We start from the raw sequence: 16658 nt of genomic DNA, 5'->3' as shown, positions 1-16658 counted from the left end.
TTCCTATCCTATTATGTAGGAGCGAGCTTGCTCGCGATGGATGTGAAAGCGCTGCGTTTAGTCAGTAAACACGCGTTATCGTTTACGACCATCGCGAGCAAGCTCGCTCCTACAGTCAGAACAACCCCTGGACCTTTTCCAGCTCGTTGCGGGTCATCTGGCCGGTGCGGGTGTGCAGGTTGACATAGCTTTGCAGCATCGCCAGTTTGGTATCGAGCAGGTCACGCTTGGAGGAGAACAGGCGCTGTTGGGCGTCGAGGATGTCGACTGTCGAGCGCACGCCGGCCTCATAGCCTTTTTCCGCGGATTTCAGGGCGGTCTGGCTGGAGCGCACGGCCGTCACCAGGGCCTTGATCTTCTCGAAGCCCGCCACCACCCCCAGGTAGTTGAGCTCGAGGTCCTCGTTCATTTGCTGGAGCTGGACCTCATAGCCGGACCGGGCACTCTCCAGGGCAGCGCGGGCTTTTTCGGAAGAGGCGCTGACCCCGCCGCCCTGATACAGCGGGATATCGATGACGACGCCCACGTAGTATGTCGACTGGCGCTGGGTCGTTTCGTTGAGGTCGCTCTGGCCGACCCGCGCCAGCCGGCCGCTCAGCGCCACGGTCGGGTAGTGCCCGGCCTTCTGCTGCTTGAGGTTGGCTTCGGCCACTTTGATCGAAGCACGGCTGACGCCCAGTGCAGACGCGGCCTGGTCGGCCTTGATCAGCCAATAGTCGAGGTCCTGCTCGGGGGCAAGCAAGGCGGCGGCCGGTGCCTGCTCCTGCATCTGCGGGATCTCGCTGACGGTAATCCCGGCGCGACCCGCCAGCTTACGCAGGGCCGCACGATGCTGGGCCTGCAACTGGATTTCCTGGGCGCGGATCGAATCGAGCCGGGCTTGCGCTTCTTCAAGGTCGGTGATGCTGCCTTCACCGGCTTCGAACAGGCGCCGGGATTGCTTGGCCAATTCTTCGACCGAGGCTTTCTGCTGGATCGTCAGCTTGAGTTCGTTTTCCACCTGGGCGAGATCGAAATAGGCCTGCACCACGCGATCGAACAGCTGCTGGTCGGCGCCTTCGTGCTGGACTTCGCCCAACTGCCCACGCGCCTTGGCCTGCTCGTAGGAGGCCCAGCGGCCTTTGTCGAACAGCGGCTGGATGACCGACAGGGCAATGCTGTCGGAAGCGTATTGATCCTCCTGGCTATTGGCCCGTGACTGTTTTTCGAACTGGCCGCCCTGGCCGTAGCGTGAGTTGATGGCGACCTGCGGCAGCAAGCCGCTGCGGCCGATAGCCTCTTCCTGGCGCGATGCCTCGAAGTCATGGTTGGCCACCTGGTAGGTCGCATCGTTGAGTCGCGAGGCGTCGTAGAGGGCGACCAGTGACAACGGCGCTTCAGCCGCCAGCAGCCGGCACGAGCAGAACACGGAGAGTAGCAAGGCGATGCGTACGGACACGGTCATTCTTCCTTGAAAGCGCCGGCCATACGTTCGGTCACCGGCTGCATCAAGTAGTTGGCAAGGGTGCGTTCGCCGGTCTTGACCAGTACTTCGGCCTGCATGCCAGGCTTGACATCCAGGCCCAGCTCGCGCAGATGGATGATCGCCTCGGGGCTGACCGAAACCTCCACCGAAAAGTAGGGCGAACCGGTGTGTTCGTCGATCAACTGGTCGGCCGACACCGTGAGCACCTTGCCGACGATCACCGGGGTGTGGACCCGTTGCAACGAACCGAAACGCAGATCGACCGGCAGCTCCGGCTTGAGCCGGTCAGCCATCATCGGCGGGAATTGCGCCTTGACCAACCAGCTGGAGCCTTGCGGGACAATGTCCATCAGGCGCTGGCCCGCGGGTGCGACGCCGCCGACGGTGTGCACGGTCATGCCCATCACCTGGCCGGCGACGGGCGCGACGATGGCGGCGCTGTTGACTTCGAATTCCAACGACTTGATCTGGTCGATCAGGCTCGAGGTCTGCGCCACGACCTGGGTCAATTGCGACTCGGCGTCGCTGCGAAAGACCTGCCCCTGTTGCAGCGCCTTGAGCTCGCTTTCATTGATCGCCTGGCGCGTGCGGCCGATATCGGAAACGCTCGAAGCCAATTGGGCGCCCAGTTGCGCCGCACTGCTTTCCGCTTCGAACAGCCGGTTGCGTGGCAGATAACCTTCACGGGCCAGTTCCCGCAGCCCCTTGAGCGCCTGCTCCTGGAATTGCAGCTGTACAGCGTGGTTGCGCTTGATCTCTTCGAAGCCCTGGAGCTGTTCTTTGAGCGAGGCTATTTCGTGCCGGCTGATTTGCATGCGGCTGGCCAGTTCGGCACGGCGGGTGGCGAACAGATAGCCTTGCAGCTCCATTGCCGCGACGGCGCGCGGGTCACTGGCGCGGGCCAGCAATGCCGCGGACCACTGCACGGTGTCGCGGTTCAGGCGTTCGGCCGTCAGCCGATCCTCGACGGCACGGGCGCCGAGCCACTGACCCAGGGCGACATCCAGTTGCGACTTGGCCTGGACGGTATTGAGCTGCATCACCACTTGCCCCTGCTGCACCTGGTCGCCTTCACGGACCAGGATGTTGTCGATCGTGCCGCCATTGCGCGACTGCACGGTCTTGCGCTCGCCGGAAACCACCACTGTGCCGCTACCGACCACGCCGCGGTCAAGCGGCGCCAGGCAGGCCCAGAGCAGGAACCCGCCGAGGCTCAGGAGCAAAAACCACACGCCGATCCTGGCAATGCCCGCGGCATCCGCATCGGGCTTGTTCTCGGGGGTCGAAATGTCGCTCGAACTGGGTTGCATTGACGCCTCAGGCTTCTTGATTGCGGGGTTCGACGGCTTTTGCCGGTGTCGCAGGCACCAGGGTCTTGAGCACCTGGTCACGCGGGCCGAACAGGGTTTGTACGCCGTCCTTGAGGAACAACAGCTTGTCGACCGCGCCGAGAATGCTCGGCCTGTGGGTGACCAGCACCACGGTGCAGCCTTCGGCCTTGAGCTTGCGCACGGCCTGCACCAGCGCCGCTTCACCGGCATCGTCGAGGTTGGAGTTGGGCTCGTCGAGCACCACCAGCGCCGGTTGGCCATATAACGCGCGGGCCAGGCCGATGCGCTGCTTCTGACCGCCGGACAACCCCAGTCCGCCAGTCCCGAGCAAGGTGTCATAGCCTTTGGGGAAGTGCAGGATCATCTCGTTGATACCGGCCAGTTGCGCCGCTGCGATGACCTTGCCTGCGTCCACCTCGCCGAAGCGCGCGATGTTTTCGGCGATGCTGCCATCGAACAGCTCGATGTCCTGGGGCAGGTAACCCAGGTGCGGGCCGAGGGCCGCACGCGACCACTGGCCGATCTCGGCGCTGTCCAGGCGTACCGAGCCCTGCCTGGCGGTCCAGATGCCGACCATCGCGCGTGCCAGGGAAGACTTGCCTGACGCGCTCGGACCGATGATCGCCAGTACTTCGCCCTTGGCCAGGCTGATGGTCACGCCATTGACCGCGGGCTTGTGCATGCCCGGCGGGATGATCACCAGGCGGTCGATGCTCAGGGCTCCGGTCGGCGCTGGCAGGGGCATGCCTGGCGCGGCCTTGGGGAATTCGTTGAGCAGGCGGTTCAAGCGTTCGTAGCTGCTCTTGGCGTTCCCCATCTGCTTCCACGAACCGATCAGCGCCTCGGCCGGCGCCATGGCTCGTCCCAGCAATACCGACACGGCGATCATCACCCCGGCGGAAATCTGGTTCTCGATCACCAGGATGGCCCCCAGGCCAAGGGCCAGCGATTGCCAGGTCATGCGCACAAAACGTGTCAGCGCAGCGATCCGCGAGCTGCGGTCACTGGCCTCACCCTGCTCGGTAATGACTCGCTGCTGTACGTTGAACCAGCGCTGGCGCAAGGGCGCGAGCATGCCCATCGCCTGAATCACCTCGGCGTTCTGCAAGGTGCTGTTCACGTAGCTGGAAGACGCCACGGACAAACGGTTGGCTTCGCTCATGCTTTTGCGGGTGGTCAGCTCGTTCCAGACGCCCAGCCCGGCAAGGATCAGCGAGCCGATGACCGTGAACACCCCAAGCCAGGGATGGAACAGGAACGTCGCGATGACATAGATCGGCAGCCACGGCGCATCGAAGATGGCAATCAGCGCCGGACCGGTGACGAACTGTCGGATGCTGTTCAAATCGCTCAGCACCTGGGCCGGGTTGGCGCTGTGCTCCTTCAGGCTACGCTCGAACGCCGCATCGAACACCCGCTCGCCCAACTGAGTGTCCAGGCCGGCGCTCATCTTGATCATCACCTGGCCGCGCACCCACTCCAGCACACAGCCAAGGGCAAAGAACCCGAGCAGGATCAGGCTCAGCATCAACAGCGTGGTTTCATTGCGGCTGGTCAGGACGCGGTCGAAAACCTGCATCATGTAGATGGACGGGACCAGCATCAGCAGGTTGATCACCCCGCTGAACAGAGCCAACACGCCGAACAGTCGACGATAACGTAGCAGCGCGGCATCAATATCTCGCTGGGGATCTAGGAAAAATCGCATAAAGTCCGAAAGATGAAAAAAGCATTGGGAAAGACGACGGTTATGTTGATGCCCGGGGTGCATTGCGCGGCGGCCGATGCTAGCACTTTGCCCCTAGTTAATGAACTGCTTGAAGCCAGTCGGCACCTCTATTCCATCGGCTTGAAGGAGGCGATCTTGAGTGGGTTTTCGTTGGGCCGACGAGCAGTCACCCAACCGGCTCGATGCGGGCATGGGCAAGCCCGCTTCCTGCGCTGAGGCAGTCGCCTTTGGAGCGCGTCGAATCGCGCCGGATTCTCAAGGCATCTTGCAAACTCAATGCGTAACGCTTTCCCGGTGCCGGATCACAGGGCGTTCCTCAGGGATTGCAGGTGGGCGACCTGACGGCTGAATTCAACACTGGAAAGCCGGCGGTTCGGACGCGGGCTCATGGCCTGGCTGATAGCGCGTGTGGGTTGGCCGGTCAGGCGCGCGAGCACCAACCATTGTTCGGCGACGGCGAGTTGTTCAAAGCCGGGATGGCGACGTCGCACGCGCCGCAGGATGTCCTGCTGCAAGGCTTGCAGCAGGCCGGCTTGACCGTTGCGGCGCAACAGGAAGTCGGCACTGGCGCGCAGGTGCTCCTGCAGTTGCCGGCGTTCTTTCGGTGCCGGTTCCAGCAATGGCCCCTGACGCACGCCAAAGTGCCAGAAACCCAGGCCGATCAAGGCGAACAACGCGACCAGTGCCTGGGGGAAGTAACGTAGCAGCAAGGTCGGCAGGCTGTCGTGATCGGTGTTGAAGATCAGCGTCACGCGGGTGTCGGCGGTCAGGTACCAGAGCAGCCAGGCGTTGTCGTATTGCTCGACGGCCGGGGTTTTCCACAGGTCGGCGTCGGTGACCACGATGATCGAGCCTAGTCCGTAATCGAGTTGCATCATGTGCGTCGCCCTGGCGCTGTTGGCCCAGGTCTGGGCGAGGTTTTTCGGGTCTTCGAGATGGAAGGCGGTATCGAAACCGGCATAGGCCGGGGCGTCTTCGTCTTCCAGATAGAGCTTGGTCAGTTGTGGGTAAGGATCGTCACCGACATCCGGTGGCGGTTCCTTCAGGTCTTTGCTCAAGGACTGGCGCAGTTGTACCCGGTCAAGTAGCAGGTCATTGCTGTGGCCGAGTTTTTCATCCCACAACGACTCGGCGACGAACAGCAGCCGCCCGCCGGCCCGGGTCCAGTTCATCACCTGGTCGATCTGCCGTGGCGTCATGTTGTAGCGGTCCCCGAGCAACAACAGGCTGTGTCGATGCGGATCGAGGCTGGGCAGGATGTCCAGGCCATTGGCGTGATCGACGCTCAGGCCTTGCTGACGCAGGAACAGCTGCGCCGCCAGGTAAGGGTTGGCCCTGGCCTCGGGAGAAGGGCCGTGGTCGATTTCGACCTGATAAGGGGTCCCCTTGAGGTACAGATAAACACCCAGCGCCGTCACCAGCACGGCGAGCAGTGCAATGGCGATCGTCCCCCGGCGCCGACTCAATGGAGCGCCTCCGGATCGAACAACATGCGCCAGCCGTCACACAGTTCCTGTCGCACCTGTTCGGGGGGCAGGCGGTGACCGTAGGCCATGCCTTGCCAGTGCCCGGTCAGGTTTTTGCTGTAGGCCAGCAAGGCCGGTTGCTGTAATTGCTCGATGCGCTGCAGCACCTGTCCTTCAGTGTCGGCGGCCTCGAGCGCGATGTTGAAATCGTGCGACAGGCGGCTGAGCAGGGCGCGATAGAGCAAGCCGAGGGCTTCGCGCGGATGGCTTTGCCAGAGGCTTTCGGCGCGGGCGGCAATGTCGGCGGGCAGGGACTCGGGCTTGAGGTCCAGGCCAAACGCCTGCTGCGGCAAGGGGCGCACGGCTTTGGCGCCGAGGGTTGGTCGCCGGCTGACGAACGCCTGCACCCAATCGCGATAGCGCCAGATCAACAGACCGACAGCACCGATGACGATGCCCCACAGCGCGATTTCAATCAGGTCCGCCAAGGCTCTGAAGTGCTGTCCCTCAAATAGCTTCAACAGGGACTTCAACCATTGCGGTGTCTGCCCGTCGCCCGACGCTTCAGCGCCCGGCGGGTCTTCGCTGAAGCGATAGCGTGTCACCGCTTCCCGGTTCTTGAAGGGCGGCTGTTCGAGGATCGTCTTGATGTTGTCCCTGGCGACTTGGGTGTTCAGGGGCTGGTCCAGCAGGCGCGGGCTGTCGGGTGAAATGGCCGGTTCGGCGGCCCACACGCTGTGTGTGGGTGACATCAGCAACATCACGGCGATCAACAGCGCGCTGCTTGCACTGATCAGACGCTGGCGCATCCGGCGGAACACCAGTTCGATATCCCAGGCCTCCAGCACGGTGCGCCGGTTCAAATAAAGGCTGAAACCGCAGGCGACATAGATCGGCTCCCAGACCACCAGAACCAGTGCATAAAACAGGTTGGTCAGGTGTTCCAGCCAGCGCCAGTCCTGGGTGGCCGCAGAGATCAGCGTCTGCCAGCTCCAGTCCAGCGCGACCTGTTGCGGCAACAGCAGATAGAACAGCACCATCAAGCCGATCCACAGCGCGCCTTCCAGGTGCGCGCCGATGATCGTCAGCCAGCGTGCGGCGCTGGAGTCCCGCTGCAACAGCACCTCTAAACGCTGCTGGCGCTGTTGTCCGTCGAGGCCTTCGAGTTGCGCCACCGGCATCACGAAACTGCGCTGCAGACTCAGGCGTCGCCAGGTCAGGCTGGCCAGCAATTGCCCTTTGAGCAGTCGCGGCCATTGCCGCAGGGCCTGCTTGAGCGTGGGTGTCTCGCCGAACATGGCTTTGGACAGGATGTACAAGGGCAGGCGGTCGAATGCCGGTTTCAACCACCAGAAAATCAACACGGCGAGAGAAGGCCAGTCCCAGAGCCCCCAACTTAGCAACGCGAACACCGGCAACGTAAGCAAAGCCCAACTGGTCATTAACAGGTGTCGGTGGCGCTGGCTCAGGAGCACGCCGAGGTCCATGGCTTCCCAGGTCGAGCGCGGGCGAATGACCACGCTGGCGTCATTCAGGCGCATGGCGGCGACGTCCGGCGAATACGAGATAAACCACGACCAGCAACCAGAGTGCCGCGCCGACCAGGTACTTGGTCTGGGGTGACGGGCGAGTCATCGATGACCAGTAGGCCTCGATAAACGCCGCGATCAACAGAAACAGCATGACCCCGCAGATCAGCAACACGCTCTTGCGCGCCGCCAATCGCAAGGACTCGGCACGGGACAGGCGCCCCGGGGCGACCAACGCCCAGCCCAGCTTCAGACCGGCGGCGCCTGCCAGGGCGATGGCGCTGAGTTCGAAAGCGCCATGGCCGATCACGAATGACCAGAAGGTCTGCCCGTAGCCGACGTAGGTCAGGTGCCCGGCCACCGCACCAATCATCAGGCCGTTGAAAATCAGGAAGAACACGCTGCCCAGGCCGAACAGCAAACCGCTGGCGAAGGTCTGAAAGGCAATGCCGATGTTGTGCATGATGTAATAGCCGAACATCACCCAGTCTTCACTGGCGGCCCGTTCCGCCGTGCGCCCGAGGTGGCCGGCAACGGGGTCGTACATGCTTTGCATTTCGCTGACCTGTTCGGCGGGGATCAGGTTGTAGATCAGGTCCGGGAACAGGTACACCAGCAGCGCGAAACCGGCTAGGCTGACAAAGAACATCAGGCTGGCGGCGAGCACGAAACGCCACTGTTCGCGCACCAGGCGCGGGAAATCCGCGAGGATGAAAGCCAGCGCATTGGCCCCCAGGCGACTGCGGTGACGGTAAAGCTGTTGATGCCCGCGCAGCACGTGTTGCTGCAACGAGTCGACCAGAAAACTGCTGTAGCCACGCTCCCGTGCCAGTGCCAGGTGTTGGCAGAGGCGCCGGTAGTCCTTCGGGAAACTGCCCGCGTCGGTGGCCTTGCCGTCCCGTTCCAACTGATCGAGCAGCCCGCAGAAACGTTCCCACTCGGCCTTGTGCCGACGTTCGAAAAGGCTTTGCTTCATGTCGGCCCCAACAAGCCGCGGGCGATGCCGTTGAGCTCGGTCACCGCCTGCGCGGCCGGGACTTGCAAGGGTTGGGCGAGAATGGCAGCCAGTTCATCGGTCCGCTGCCGGGAGAGTTCGCCCTGGCGCTCGGCAAACCCGAGGATGGCCCGTTGCTCGCTGAGCGTCAGGGCAAATGCCGTGCGGCGGGGCTGGGCTTCGGGGAGTTCGGGTCGGGTGTGCGAGTGTTCGCGGTAGATCACCAGGGTCCCGGCGGTGATATCGCCAAGGCGCTTGAAGTGGGGGTGTTGCAGGCAGCTGATGGCCCCGAGGAAGTAACCGAAGGGCAACAAGTCGACAACGCGCAACAGGTTGCGCAGCAGCGAAGCGGACCAGCCGACCGGGGTGCCATCGTCGTGCACCACCCGCAGTCCCATCCATTGCTTGCCCGGCGAACGACCCTGGTTGAGCACCTCGAACAGCACCATGTACCACCAGCTCACCCCGAACAGCAGGATCGACCCGAGCCCGGCGCCCAATTTGCCGAGCATCGCCAGCGCAATGAACAGCGCACCGAGGACTAGGCTGCGCAAACCAAGATCGATGGCGAACGCCAGCGCACGAACCATCAACCCGGCCGGGCGCAGTGGCAGGTCGACGCCCTCCGGCGTTTCGACCTGGTACCGCGTGTCCAGTGGCGGTGACAGCGGCGCATTCCGTGGCTGTGCTGTGGTCTCGAGCATGGGCAACCTGATGATGTGGCCTGGATCGGGATTGTGTATCCATTCGATGCTAGCAGCCTATTCGAGGGGCGGGGGCGGGGGGAAACGACATAACTATGTATTGCATGGTGAGCCGCGCAAGGTGCTTGAATGACAGACTACTGGCCGTGGCGGGAGGTGAACGCCTAGACTTTGCCGATCTTCAGTTCAGGAATCGCCCGTGACCTCCATCTTCTGGTACGACTACGAAACCACTGGCATCAATCCCCGTTGCGACCGTCCGTTGCAAATGGCCGGCCTGCGCACCGACTTCGATCTCAATGAAATCGACGAGCCGGTCAATCTTTACTGCCAGCCCAGTGACGACATCCTGCCGCACCCGGCCGCTTGTGCGATCACGGGAATCACGCCCGGGCAACTGCAGGCACAGGGTTTGAGCGAAGCCGATTTCATGACCCGGGTGCATGCCCAGCTCGCGGCACCGGGCACCTGTGGCGCGGGGTACAACACGCTACGTTTCGATGACGAGATGACCCGCTACAGCCTGTACCGAAACTTTTTCGACCCTTATGCGCGGGAATGGCAGGGCGGCAACAGCCGCTGGGATCTGATCGATGTGGTGCGTGCCGCTTATGCCTTGCGCCCCGATGGCCTGCAATGGCCGACGGATGACGAAGGGCAGGTCACGCTCAAGCTCGAACGCCTGACTGCGGCCAACGGCATCGATCACGGCAATGCCCACGAGGCACTGTCGGACGTTCGCGCGACGATTGCCCTGGCGCGCCTCATTCGGGAAAAACAGCCAAAGCTCTACGCCTGGCTGTTTCAACTGCGCAGCAAGCAAAAAGTCATGGACCAGATACGCCTGCTGCAACCGCTGGTGCATGTTTCCGGGCGCTTTTCGGCGGCGCGCAGCTATGTGGGGGTGGTGTTGCCGCTGGCCTGGCACCCGCGCAACAAGAACGCTCTGATTGTCTGTGACCTGCACCTCGACCCCCAGGGCCTGCTCGATCTGGATGCCGAAAGTTTGCGTCAGCGCTTGTATACCCGCCACGACGAACTGGCCGAGGGGGAGTTGCCGGTGCCGTTGAAGCTGATTCACATCAACAAGTGCCCGGTGGTGGCTCCGTTGTCGGTACTTCGTCAAGAAGATCAACAGCGTCTGGGGCTGGACATGGCGCTGTATCAGCAGCGGGTGTTGCGGCTAAATGACGCGCGGAAAGTTTGGCTGGATAAAGTCCTGGCGATTTATGCCCGCGAAGATTTTTCCCAGAGCCAGGATCCGGAGCAACAGTTATACGATGGATTCATCGGTGATCGGGACCGGCGTTTGTGCGAACAAGTCAGAACCGTTGACCCGATGCAGTTGGCACAAGAGCAGTGGCCTTTCGATGACGAACGCTTGCCTGAATTATTGTTTCGATATCGCGCACGCAACTTTCCCGATACGTTGAATGCCGAGGAGCAAGAGCGCTGGCGAATATTCTGTCAGAAACGTTTGTCGGAACCCGAGTGGGGGGCGCCAAATACCCTTGAAAGTTTTGTAGAAGCCGCGGCCCAGTTGAGTGTTAGTGCTACGCCGTTTCAGCAGGGGGTGCTCAGTGAGTGGCAGGATTATGTCCAGGGACTGCGCCAGCGTTTGTGTCTTTGAAATCGAACATGCCAGGGCTTAAATACCCCGCAAAAAATAACGCCAGCATTTGCTGGCGTTATTTTTTGTCACGGATCCATCTGCGACAAGCTCTGAGGCTTAGCCCAGCAGGGTAGCCCAGCCTTCTACCACGTCACCGCCCCACTTGGCTTTCCACTCTTTCAGAGTCTTGTGGTTGCCACCTTTGGTTTCAATGACTTCGCCGTTGTGCGGGTTTTTGTATTGTTTAACTTTGCGAGCACGCTTGGTGCCGGTAGTTTTCACTGCACCGCCGCGTGGTGCCTTGGTTTTCGACTCTGGATCCAACAGCGCGATGATGTCACGCAGGGACTTGGAGTATTCACCCATCAAGGTGCGCAGTTTGCCTTCGAATTCCAGCTCGGTTTGCAGTTTGTCGTCTTGGGACAGGTTCTTCAAACGGGCTTGCAGCTCTTTGATAGCTTCTTCGGTGGCGCGATATTCGTTGATCAAGGACATGGGAACTACCTTATGTTGTACGCTGGATGGCAGGTGACAGTGCGGCAATAATAGTCACGGTGTTTCATCAAGTAAACATTTAAGCCAACTTTATTTAATTTAGTTGCCGTGTCTTGGGCGCACATTGGTAATGCCGTTATTAATGTGATTCAGGTCCGTCAGATATACATAATTTAACAATTGCCCGGCACCGCTAGAGCATCCGGACGAACCGGCACGGGTGTTGTCCGTCCAGCCGTACCGACCTTCCGGCAGGGTGAATCGTCAACAATACTGCAGTTTTGCTGCGCAATCGCTAGAATGGCGGCCTTTGCGAAGTTCTGGAGTTTCCCCCTCATGCGCACTTTTCGTCTGGTGATTTCTTGCCCGGACCGTGTTGGCATCGTAGCCAAAGTCAGTAACTTTCTGGCATCACACAACGGTTGGATCACTGAAGCGAGCCATCACTCGGACAATCTCAGTGGCTGGTTCTTCATGCGTCACGAAATCCGTGCCGACTCCCTGCCATTTGGTATCGAAGCGTTGCGCGAAGCCTTTGCCCCGATCGCCGAAGAGTTCTCGATGGACTGGCGCATCACCGATACCGAACAAAAGAAGCGTGTCGTGCTGATGGCCAGCCGCGAGTCGCACTGTCTGGCCGACTTGCTGCATCGCTGGCACAGCGATGAACTGGACTGCGAAATCTCCTGCGTGATTTCCAACCATGATGACTTGCGCAGCATGGTGGAGTGGCACGGCATTCCGTATTACCACGTCCCGGTCAATCCGCAGGACAAGCAGCCGGCTTTCGCCGAGGTATCGCGCCTGGTCAAACAGCACGATGCCGAAGTGGTGGTGCTGGCCCGCTACATGCAGATCCTGCCGCCCGAGTTGTGCAGCGAATATGCGCACAAGGTGATCAACATTCACCACAGCTTCCTGCCGTCGTTCGTCGGTGCCAAGCCTTACCACCAAGCCTCCCTGCGCGGTGTGAAACTGATCGGCGCGACTTGCCACTATGTGACCGAAGAGCTGGATGCCGGCCCGATCATCGAGCAGGACGTGGTGCGTGTCAGCCACAGCGACAGCATCGAAGACATGGTGCGTTTCGGCCGCGATGTCGAGAAGATGGTGCTGGCCCGTGGCCTGCGTTATCACCTGGAAGACCGGGTACTGGTGCACGGCAATAAAACCGTCGTCTTCTGACAGACGCACGACACGGTTGAAATCCGAAGGGCCTGGGCGTTCAATCGCTCCAGGCCCTTCGCCGTTTCTGCACCGAGGACATGACCATGGCCGATCCACTGGACAAAGCCACATCCAAGGCTCCCGCCACGCTCGGCGAGGGTTGCCTGAGCCGCTACGACCCGGATGACATGGGGCCTGAAGACGGTACGGCATTTCCGGGGGCGGCTGAGTTGTGGGAGCAATTGCAGCAGGAGTCTGACGATGAAACCGGGAAGGATTAAAAAAGATCGCAGCCTGCGTACCCTGTAGGAGCTGCCGCAGGCTGCGATCTTTTCAGGCCTGCCTGATTTTCATCAATTTCATCAACAGCGGCCGCCCCAGCATCAGCAAAAACACCGGCCCCCCGACCAGCAAGTAGAAGTAGTACGTCACCGCCCGCCAAATCAGAATCGCCGCGGCGGCCGTGGATTTCCCGACCATGGGTGCCAATAGCGCCGCCGACGTCAGCTCCGCCGCCCCGGCGCCGCCCGGCAGAAGGCTGAATTGCCCGGCGCTGAGCGCCAGCATCTGGATCAGAAAACTCCAGGCCCACTGCAAATCCGCGCCGAGCCCGCGCAACGCCAGATAGAGCACGCTGTAGCGCAGGAGCCAATGCACACAGGTCAGGACGAATACCTTGATCAAGGTCTGCACGGGCAATTCCAGCGTGTCGGTAAACGCCGCCAGAAACTGCAGGAGCTTGCGCGCCCAGCGCATTCGCGTGGCCGCTTTGACATTGGCCCGGGCGAGCCATCGACCGCTCAGGCGAATCAACGAGCGGTGATAGCGGGCGACCATGGCGCAAGTGATCAAGCCACCGAACAGCGAGACAGCGCTGACCATCAGCATCCATTCCATGCGCTGGCTGAGGTGCTGGAACAGGGCGTAAACAAGAATCCCGCTCAGGGCGCAGAGGAAAAACAGCAAGTCGCTCAGTTGGTCCATGGCAAATACGGCACTGCCCCTGGCCGGACGCACGCCGTGACGCGCCAGCAGCGCCATGATCGTCAGCGGCCCGCCGCTGCCGCCGGGCGTGGCACAGTAGGCAAATTCGGCGGCCATCACCACGCCAAGGCTCCTGAGCCGGCCGACCTTGTGGCATTGATCCCCCAGCAACAGGCGCAAACGCAGGGTGTTCACGCCCCAGCACAGCAGGATCATGCCGAACATGATCAACAGCCACGGCAGCGGAAAAGCGCTCAGCCGGGAGCCGATTTCGCTGCCGCCCAACAGCAGTGGAATCAGCACCGCCGCGAGCAGGCCGACGAGCAATAGCAGGGCGCGACTCATGCGGCACAGCCCATTCGGTTGTTTTGCAGTGCCAGCCACTGGGACTTGGTCATCGGAACGCGTCCTTTATCGAGCAGGCGCTCAAGGGTTCGCAGCCAGTATTGATGCGAGAACTCGTGGCGCATGTCCACCGGGTGCAAGCCCAGGCGAATCACCGGGGCGTGCTCCCAGCGTTGTTCACGGCGGTCGTTGACGAGCTTCGATACACCCCGGCGCCAGGCACTGCGCGCACTCCAGACCAGCCCCGGCGCCTCGATCGCGGTGAAATCCGGTAGACGGTATAAATGTTGCGAGTCGCTGGTGTAACTCAACGGCAGTTGGCGCAATGCCTGGCGAGTGCCCTGGCTCATCAACCAGGCCGGGGCGACGAACCCTTCCAGCGGCCAGTCATGCCGGTGGAACATCTCGATGCCCGAACGCAGGCGGGCGAGGGCGTCTTCTTGTGACAAACGATAAAACTCGCCTTCGTGGGTGTAGACCCGACGCAGGAACCAGTCGCGGGGATTGAGAGTCATCGGTCCTTCGTCGCTATGGAAATAGCCATGCAGTGCCAGTTCGTCGCCCCGGGCGACCCTGGCACTGAGCTGGCGGCAAAACGACGGATGGGCGTCCAGGTTGTTGTGTTTGTGGTAATCCGGAACCACCAGCCAGGTGATCGGCACGTCCCCTAAGGCGTCGACGGCTTTGACGAACGGTTGGTAATCGGCCCAGGTGGGTGGTGCCACGTCGTGCAGTACCAGCAGTAAAGCGGGCCTGTTCATGGACTCAACCATTGGCTGTCAGCGGCCATTGGCTGCCGAGCACGGCGTGGTAGTGGCACAGCAAACTGGTGACCACCGTGTCCCAGGCGTAATGTCGTTCGACATGTAGCCGCGCTTGGCGGCCCAGCGCTACGCTGTCCGAGCTGAACAGTTCTCGAACAGCGGTGGCCATCGCGGCTGGATCGTTCGGCGCGCAGAGCCGGCCGCAGTCCTCGGTGACGATTTCCTCGAAAGCCCCGGCCGCCACGGCCACCACCGGAATACCGCTGGCCATGGCTTCGAGTATCACCAGGCCGAAGGTTTCCTGATCGCCGGCGTGCAGCAATGCGTCGGCGCTGGCCATCAGGCGGGCCACTTGCGGCGCCGGGCAGAACTCGTCGATCACCGTCACATTGGACGGCACGGCCGTCGGCATCGATGAGCCAACCAGCAGCAGGTGATAGCGTCGGCCCAGGCGTTTCATGCAGTCGAGCAGCACTGGCAGGTTTTTTTCCTTGGAACCGCGCCCGGCGAAGATCAGCAGCCGGGTGTTGTCGTCCAGGCCCAACTCGGCCCGCAGCTCGGGGTCCCTGGCATCGGGATTGAAAGTTTGCAGGTCGACGCCCAGCGGTTGCACAAACACATTCCTGACCCCAAGCCCGGTGAGTTTGTCGGCCATGACCCGGCTGGGCGCCAGGACCCGGTCGAAGTTGCCGTAGAGCTTGCTGACATAGGCCTCGACGTTGTTGGTCACCCAGTTGCCCATGCGGTTGCTGACCAGCAGCGGCAGGTCCGAGTGGTAGAAGCCTATGACCGGTACATCGAGTTGCCGCCGTGCATCCAGCGCTGCCCATGCAGTGAGGTAGGGGTCGCCGACCTCGATCAGATCAGGTTGCAAAACCTGCAGGACATTGCGCCAGGGCGCGAGACGCAACGGGAAGCGATAGCCTTTGCCGAAGGGCAGGGCAGGGGCCGGAACGGTGAAGATGCCATCCTGCTCGCTCAAGGATGATCCGGGGATCAGCAAACTGTGGCGAATGCCCGGCTTGATACCCAGGCGACGGTGCTTTGCATCCAGATAAGTGCGCACGCCACCGCTGGCAGGGGCGTAGAACATGGTGATGTCAGCGATATGCACGATGAACGATCCTCCGGTCCCGGTACTCCCTTGGTTGACCTTTATGAAGGATAGATGTTCGGTTGGGGTTGTGCGGGAGGGATGTCAGCGGGTTTTGTAGTGTTTGACAGGCCGCCTTCGCGGGCAAGCCCGCTCCTACAGGCGTCAAAATACCTGTAGGAGCCGGCTTGCCGGCGATGAGGCCAGATCAGGCGTTAGATCCTGAAACTGCCCACCAACTGCTTCAACCGCGCCGCCTGCTGCTCAAGGTCCGAGCACGCGCGCAAGGTCGATTGCAGGTTTTCCACGCCTTCCTGGTTCAGCGTGTTGATCTCGGTGATGTCGACGTTGATCGACTCCACCACGGCGGTCTGTTCTTCGGTCGCGGTGGCCACCGACTGGTTCATGCCGTCGATTTCCCCGATACGCAAGGTCACGCTGTTCAGACGTTCGCCCGCGAGGTTGGCGATTTCCACACTGTCCTGGCTGTGGCGCTGACTGTCGCTCATGGTGCTCACCGATTCCCGGGCTCCGACTTGCAGCTCCTCGATCATGGTTTGCACCTGTTGCGCCGATTCCTGCGTGCGGTGTGCCAGGTTGCGCACCTCGTCCGCCACCACGGCAAAACCCCGACCGGCTTCACCGGCACGGGCGGCTTCAATCGCGGCATTGAGTGCCAGCAAGTTGGTTTGCTGGGAAATGCTGGTGATCACTTCGAGAATCTGCCCGATGTTCACCGTTTTACTGTTCAGCGATTCGATGTTGGTGCTCGAGGCGCTGAGCATGCTCGACAGTTGATTCATCGCCACGATGCTGCGGTCCACTACTTGCTGGCCGTCTTCGGCCAGGCTGCGGGCATCGCTGGCCTGGCTCGAAGCCTGAGCGGCGTTGCGGGCGATTTCCTGGGCAGCGGCGCCGAGCTGGTTAATGGCGGCCGCGACACTGCTGGTGCGCGAGGCTTGCTGGTCGGAGTTGAACAT

Annotated in this window: 15 protein-coding genes; 3 read left to right on the top strand and 12 right to left on the bottom strand. The window is 61.6% G+C overall.

Going from position 1 to position 16658, the window contains the following annotated elements:
- Positions 1-115: 115 nt before the first annotated feature.
- The 7 genes from CD175_RS13185 to CD175_RS13155 form a co-directional block, all read right to left on the bottom strand.
- Entirely contained in the window at positions 116-1444 is a 1329-nt protein-coding gene (locus CD175_RS13185) for a TolC family outer membrane protein (protein ID WP_104449236.1), read from the bottom strand.
- Positions 1441-2775 carry an HlyD family type I secretion periplasmic adaptor subunit gene (locus CD175_RS13180; protein ID WP_104449235.1) on the bottom strand — a complete coding sequence of 445 codons (1335 nt, stop codon included), beginning with the start codon at positions 2773-2775 and terminating at the stop codon, positions 1441-1443. Before CD175_RS13180 ends, CD175_RS13185 begins: the two co-directional genes overlap by 4 nt.
- A 7-nt stretch (positions 2776-2782) precedes the next feature.
- Positions 2783-4504 carry a type I secretion system permease/ATPase gene (locus tag CD175_RS13175; RefSeq protein WP_104449234.1) on the bottom strand — a complete coding sequence of 574 codons (1722 nt, stop codon included), beginning with the start codon at positions 4502-4504 and terminating at the stop codon, positions 2783-2785.
- A gap of 323 nt (positions 4505-4827) precedes the next feature.
- Positions 4828-5991: a DUF4350 domain-containing protein gene (locus CD175_RS13170; RefSeq protein ID WP_104449233.1), complete on the bottom strand. Its 1164-nt coding sequence runs from the start codon at positions 5989-5991 to the stop codon at positions 4828-4830.
- Positions 5988-7532 (bottom strand): DUF4129 domain-containing protein, encoded by a 1545-nt coding sequence (locus tag CD175_RS13165; RefSeq protein ID WP_104449232.1) that lies wholly within the window; start codon positions 7530-7532, stop codon positions 5988-5990. The genes CD175_RS13170 and CD175_RS13165 overlap by 4 nt, the downstream gene beginning before the upstream one ends.
- Positions 7519-8496, bottom strand: a complete 978-nt coding sequence (locus CD175_RS13160; protein ID WP_104449231.1) for a stage II sporulation protein M — start codon at positions 8494-8496, stop codon at positions 7519-7521. The genes CD175_RS13165 and CD175_RS13160 overlap by 14 nt, the downstream gene beginning before the upstream one ends.
- On the bottom strand, positions 8493-9218 hold the full coding sequence (locus tag CD175_RS13155; RefSeq protein ID WP_104449230.1) for an RDD family protein: 726 nt from the start codon (positions 9216-9218) through the stop codon (positions 8493-8495). The genes CD175_RS13160 and CD175_RS13155 overlap by 4 nt, the downstream gene beginning before the upstream one ends.
- A 199-nt stretch (positions 9219-9417) precedes the next feature.
- Here CD175_RS13155 and sbcB point away from each other — a divergent pair, with 199 nt between their 5' ends.
- Positions 9418-10848: an exodeoxyribonuclease I gene (gene sbcB, locus CD175_RS13150; protein WP_104449229.1), complete on the top strand. Its 1431-nt coding sequence runs from the start codon at positions 9418-9420 to the stop codon at positions 10846-10848.
- Positions 10849-10947: 99 nt separating this feature from the next.
- On the opposite strand, the gene mvaT is transcribed toward sbcB, so the two are convergent.
- Positions 10948-11325: a histone-like nucleoid-structuring protein MvaT gene (gene mvaT / locus CD175_RS13145; protein ID WP_007933316.1), complete on the bottom strand. Its 378-nt coding sequence runs from the start codon at positions 11323-11325 to the stop codon at positions 10948-10950.
- Between the two features lie 336 nt (positions 11326-11661).
- Here mvaT and purU point away from each other — a divergent pair, with 336 nt between their 5' ends.
- Both purU and CD175_RS31330 read left to right on the top strand, forming a co-directional pair.
- The gene (gene purU / locus CD175_RS13140; protein ID WP_007977367.1) at positions 11662-12510 is read left to right on the top strand and encodes a formyltetrahydrofolate deformylase; all 849 of its coding nucleotides are present in this window, start codon (positions 11662-11664) and stop codon (positions 12508-12510) included.
- Between the two features lie 86 nt (positions 12511-12596).
- Entirely contained in the window at positions 12597-12773 is a 177-nt protein-coding gene (locus CD175_RS31330; RefSeq protein WP_167399522.1) for a hypothetical protein, read from the top strand.
- 52 nt (positions 12774-12825) lie between these two features.
- Here the strand turns inward: CD175_RS31330 and CD175_RS13135 are convergent, their stop codons facing one another.
- From CD175_RS13135 to CD175_RS32250, 4 genes are all read right to left on the bottom strand, one after another.
- On the bottom strand, positions 12826-13821 hold the full coding sequence (locus CD175_RS13135; protein ID WP_104449228.1) for a glucosaminyl phosphatidylglycerol flippase: 996 nt from the start codon (positions 13819-13821) through the stop codon (positions 12826-12828).
- Positions 13818-14594, bottom strand: coding sequence for an N-acetylglucosaminyl phosphatidylglycerol deacetylase (locus tag CD175_RS13130; protein ID WP_104449227.1), 777 nt, complete (start codon positions 14592-14594; stop codon positions 13818-13820). Before CD175_RS13130 ends, CD175_RS13135 begins: the two co-directional genes overlap by 4 nt.
- The gene (locus CD175_RS13125; RefSeq protein WP_104449226.1) at positions 14587-15699 is read right to left on the bottom strand and encodes an N-acetylglucosaminyl phosphatidylglycerol synthase; all 1113 of its coding nucleotides are present in this window, start codon (positions 15697-15699) and stop codon (positions 14587-14589) included. Before CD175_RS13125 ends, CD175_RS13130 begins: the two co-directional genes overlap by 8 nt.
- A 194-nt stretch (positions 15700-15893) precedes the next feature.
- Positions 15894-16658: a methyl-accepting chemotaxis protein gene (locus tag CD175_RS32250; protein WP_428608872.1), complete on the bottom strand. Its 765-nt coding sequence runs from the start codon at positions 16656-16658 to the stop codon at positions 15894-15896.

The sequence above is a fragment of the Pseudomonas laurylsulfatiphila genome, from assembly GCF_002934665.1.
Taxonomy (GTDB): Bacteria; Pseudomonadota; Gammaproteobacteria; order Pseudomonadales; family Pseudomonadaceae; genus Aquipseudomonas; species Aquipseudomonas laurylsulfatiphila.
Note: the sequence above shows the minus strand (reverse complement) of the source record. Positions and strands in the feature narration are given on the sequence as shown.

Bases quoted from the DNA above. Each gene is read 5' to 3' on its own strand.
- CD175_RS13160 (WP_104449231.1), bottom strand. From the start codon at position 8,496: ATGAAGCAAAGCCTTTTCGAACGTCGGCACAAGGCCGAGTGGGAACGT.
- CD175_RS31330 (WP_167399522.1), top strand. From the start codon at position 12,597: ATGGCCGATCCACTGGACAAAGCCACATCCAAGGCTCCCGCCACGCTC.
- CD175_RS13180 (WP_104449235.1), bottom strand. From the start codon at position 2,775: ATGCAACCCAGTTCGAGCGACATTTCGACCCCCGAGAACAAGCCCGAT.
- CD175_RS13130 (WP_104449227.1), bottom strand. From the start codon at position 14,594: ATGGTTGAGTCCATGAACAGGCCCGCTTTACTGCTGGTACTGCACGAC.
- mvaT (WP_007933316.1), bottom strand. From the start codon at position 11,325: ATGTCCTTGATCAACGAATATCGCGCCACCGAAGAAGCTATCAAAGAG.
- purU (WP_007977367.1), top strand. From the start codon at position 11,662: ATGCGCACTTTTCGTCTGGTGATTTCTTGCCCGGACCGTGTTGGCATC.
- CD175_RS32250 (WP_428608872.1), bottom strand. From the start codon at position 16,658: ATGTTCAACTCCGACCAGCAAGCCTCGCGCACCAGCAGTGTCGCGGCC.
- CD175_RS13165 (WP_104449232.1), bottom strand. From the start codon at position 7,532: ATGCGCCTGAATGACGCCAGCGTGGTCATTCGCCCGCGCTCGACCTGG.
- CD175_RS13185 (WP_104449236.1), bottom strand. From the start codon at position 1,444: ATGACCGTGTCCGTACGCATCGCCTTGCTACTCTCCGTGTTCTGCTCG.
- CD175_RS13135 (WP_104449228.1), bottom strand. From the start codon at position 13,821: ATGAGTCGCGCCCTGCTATTGCTCGTCGGCCTGCTCGCGGCGGTGCTG.
- CD175_RS13155 (WP_104449230.1), bottom strand. From the start codon at position 9,218: ATGCTCGAGACCACAGCACAGCCACGGAATGCGCCGCTGTCACCGCCA.
- CD175_RS13175 (WP_104449234.1), bottom strand. From the start codon at position 4,504: ATGCGATTTTTCCTAGATCCCCAGCGAGATATTGATGCCGCGCTGCTA.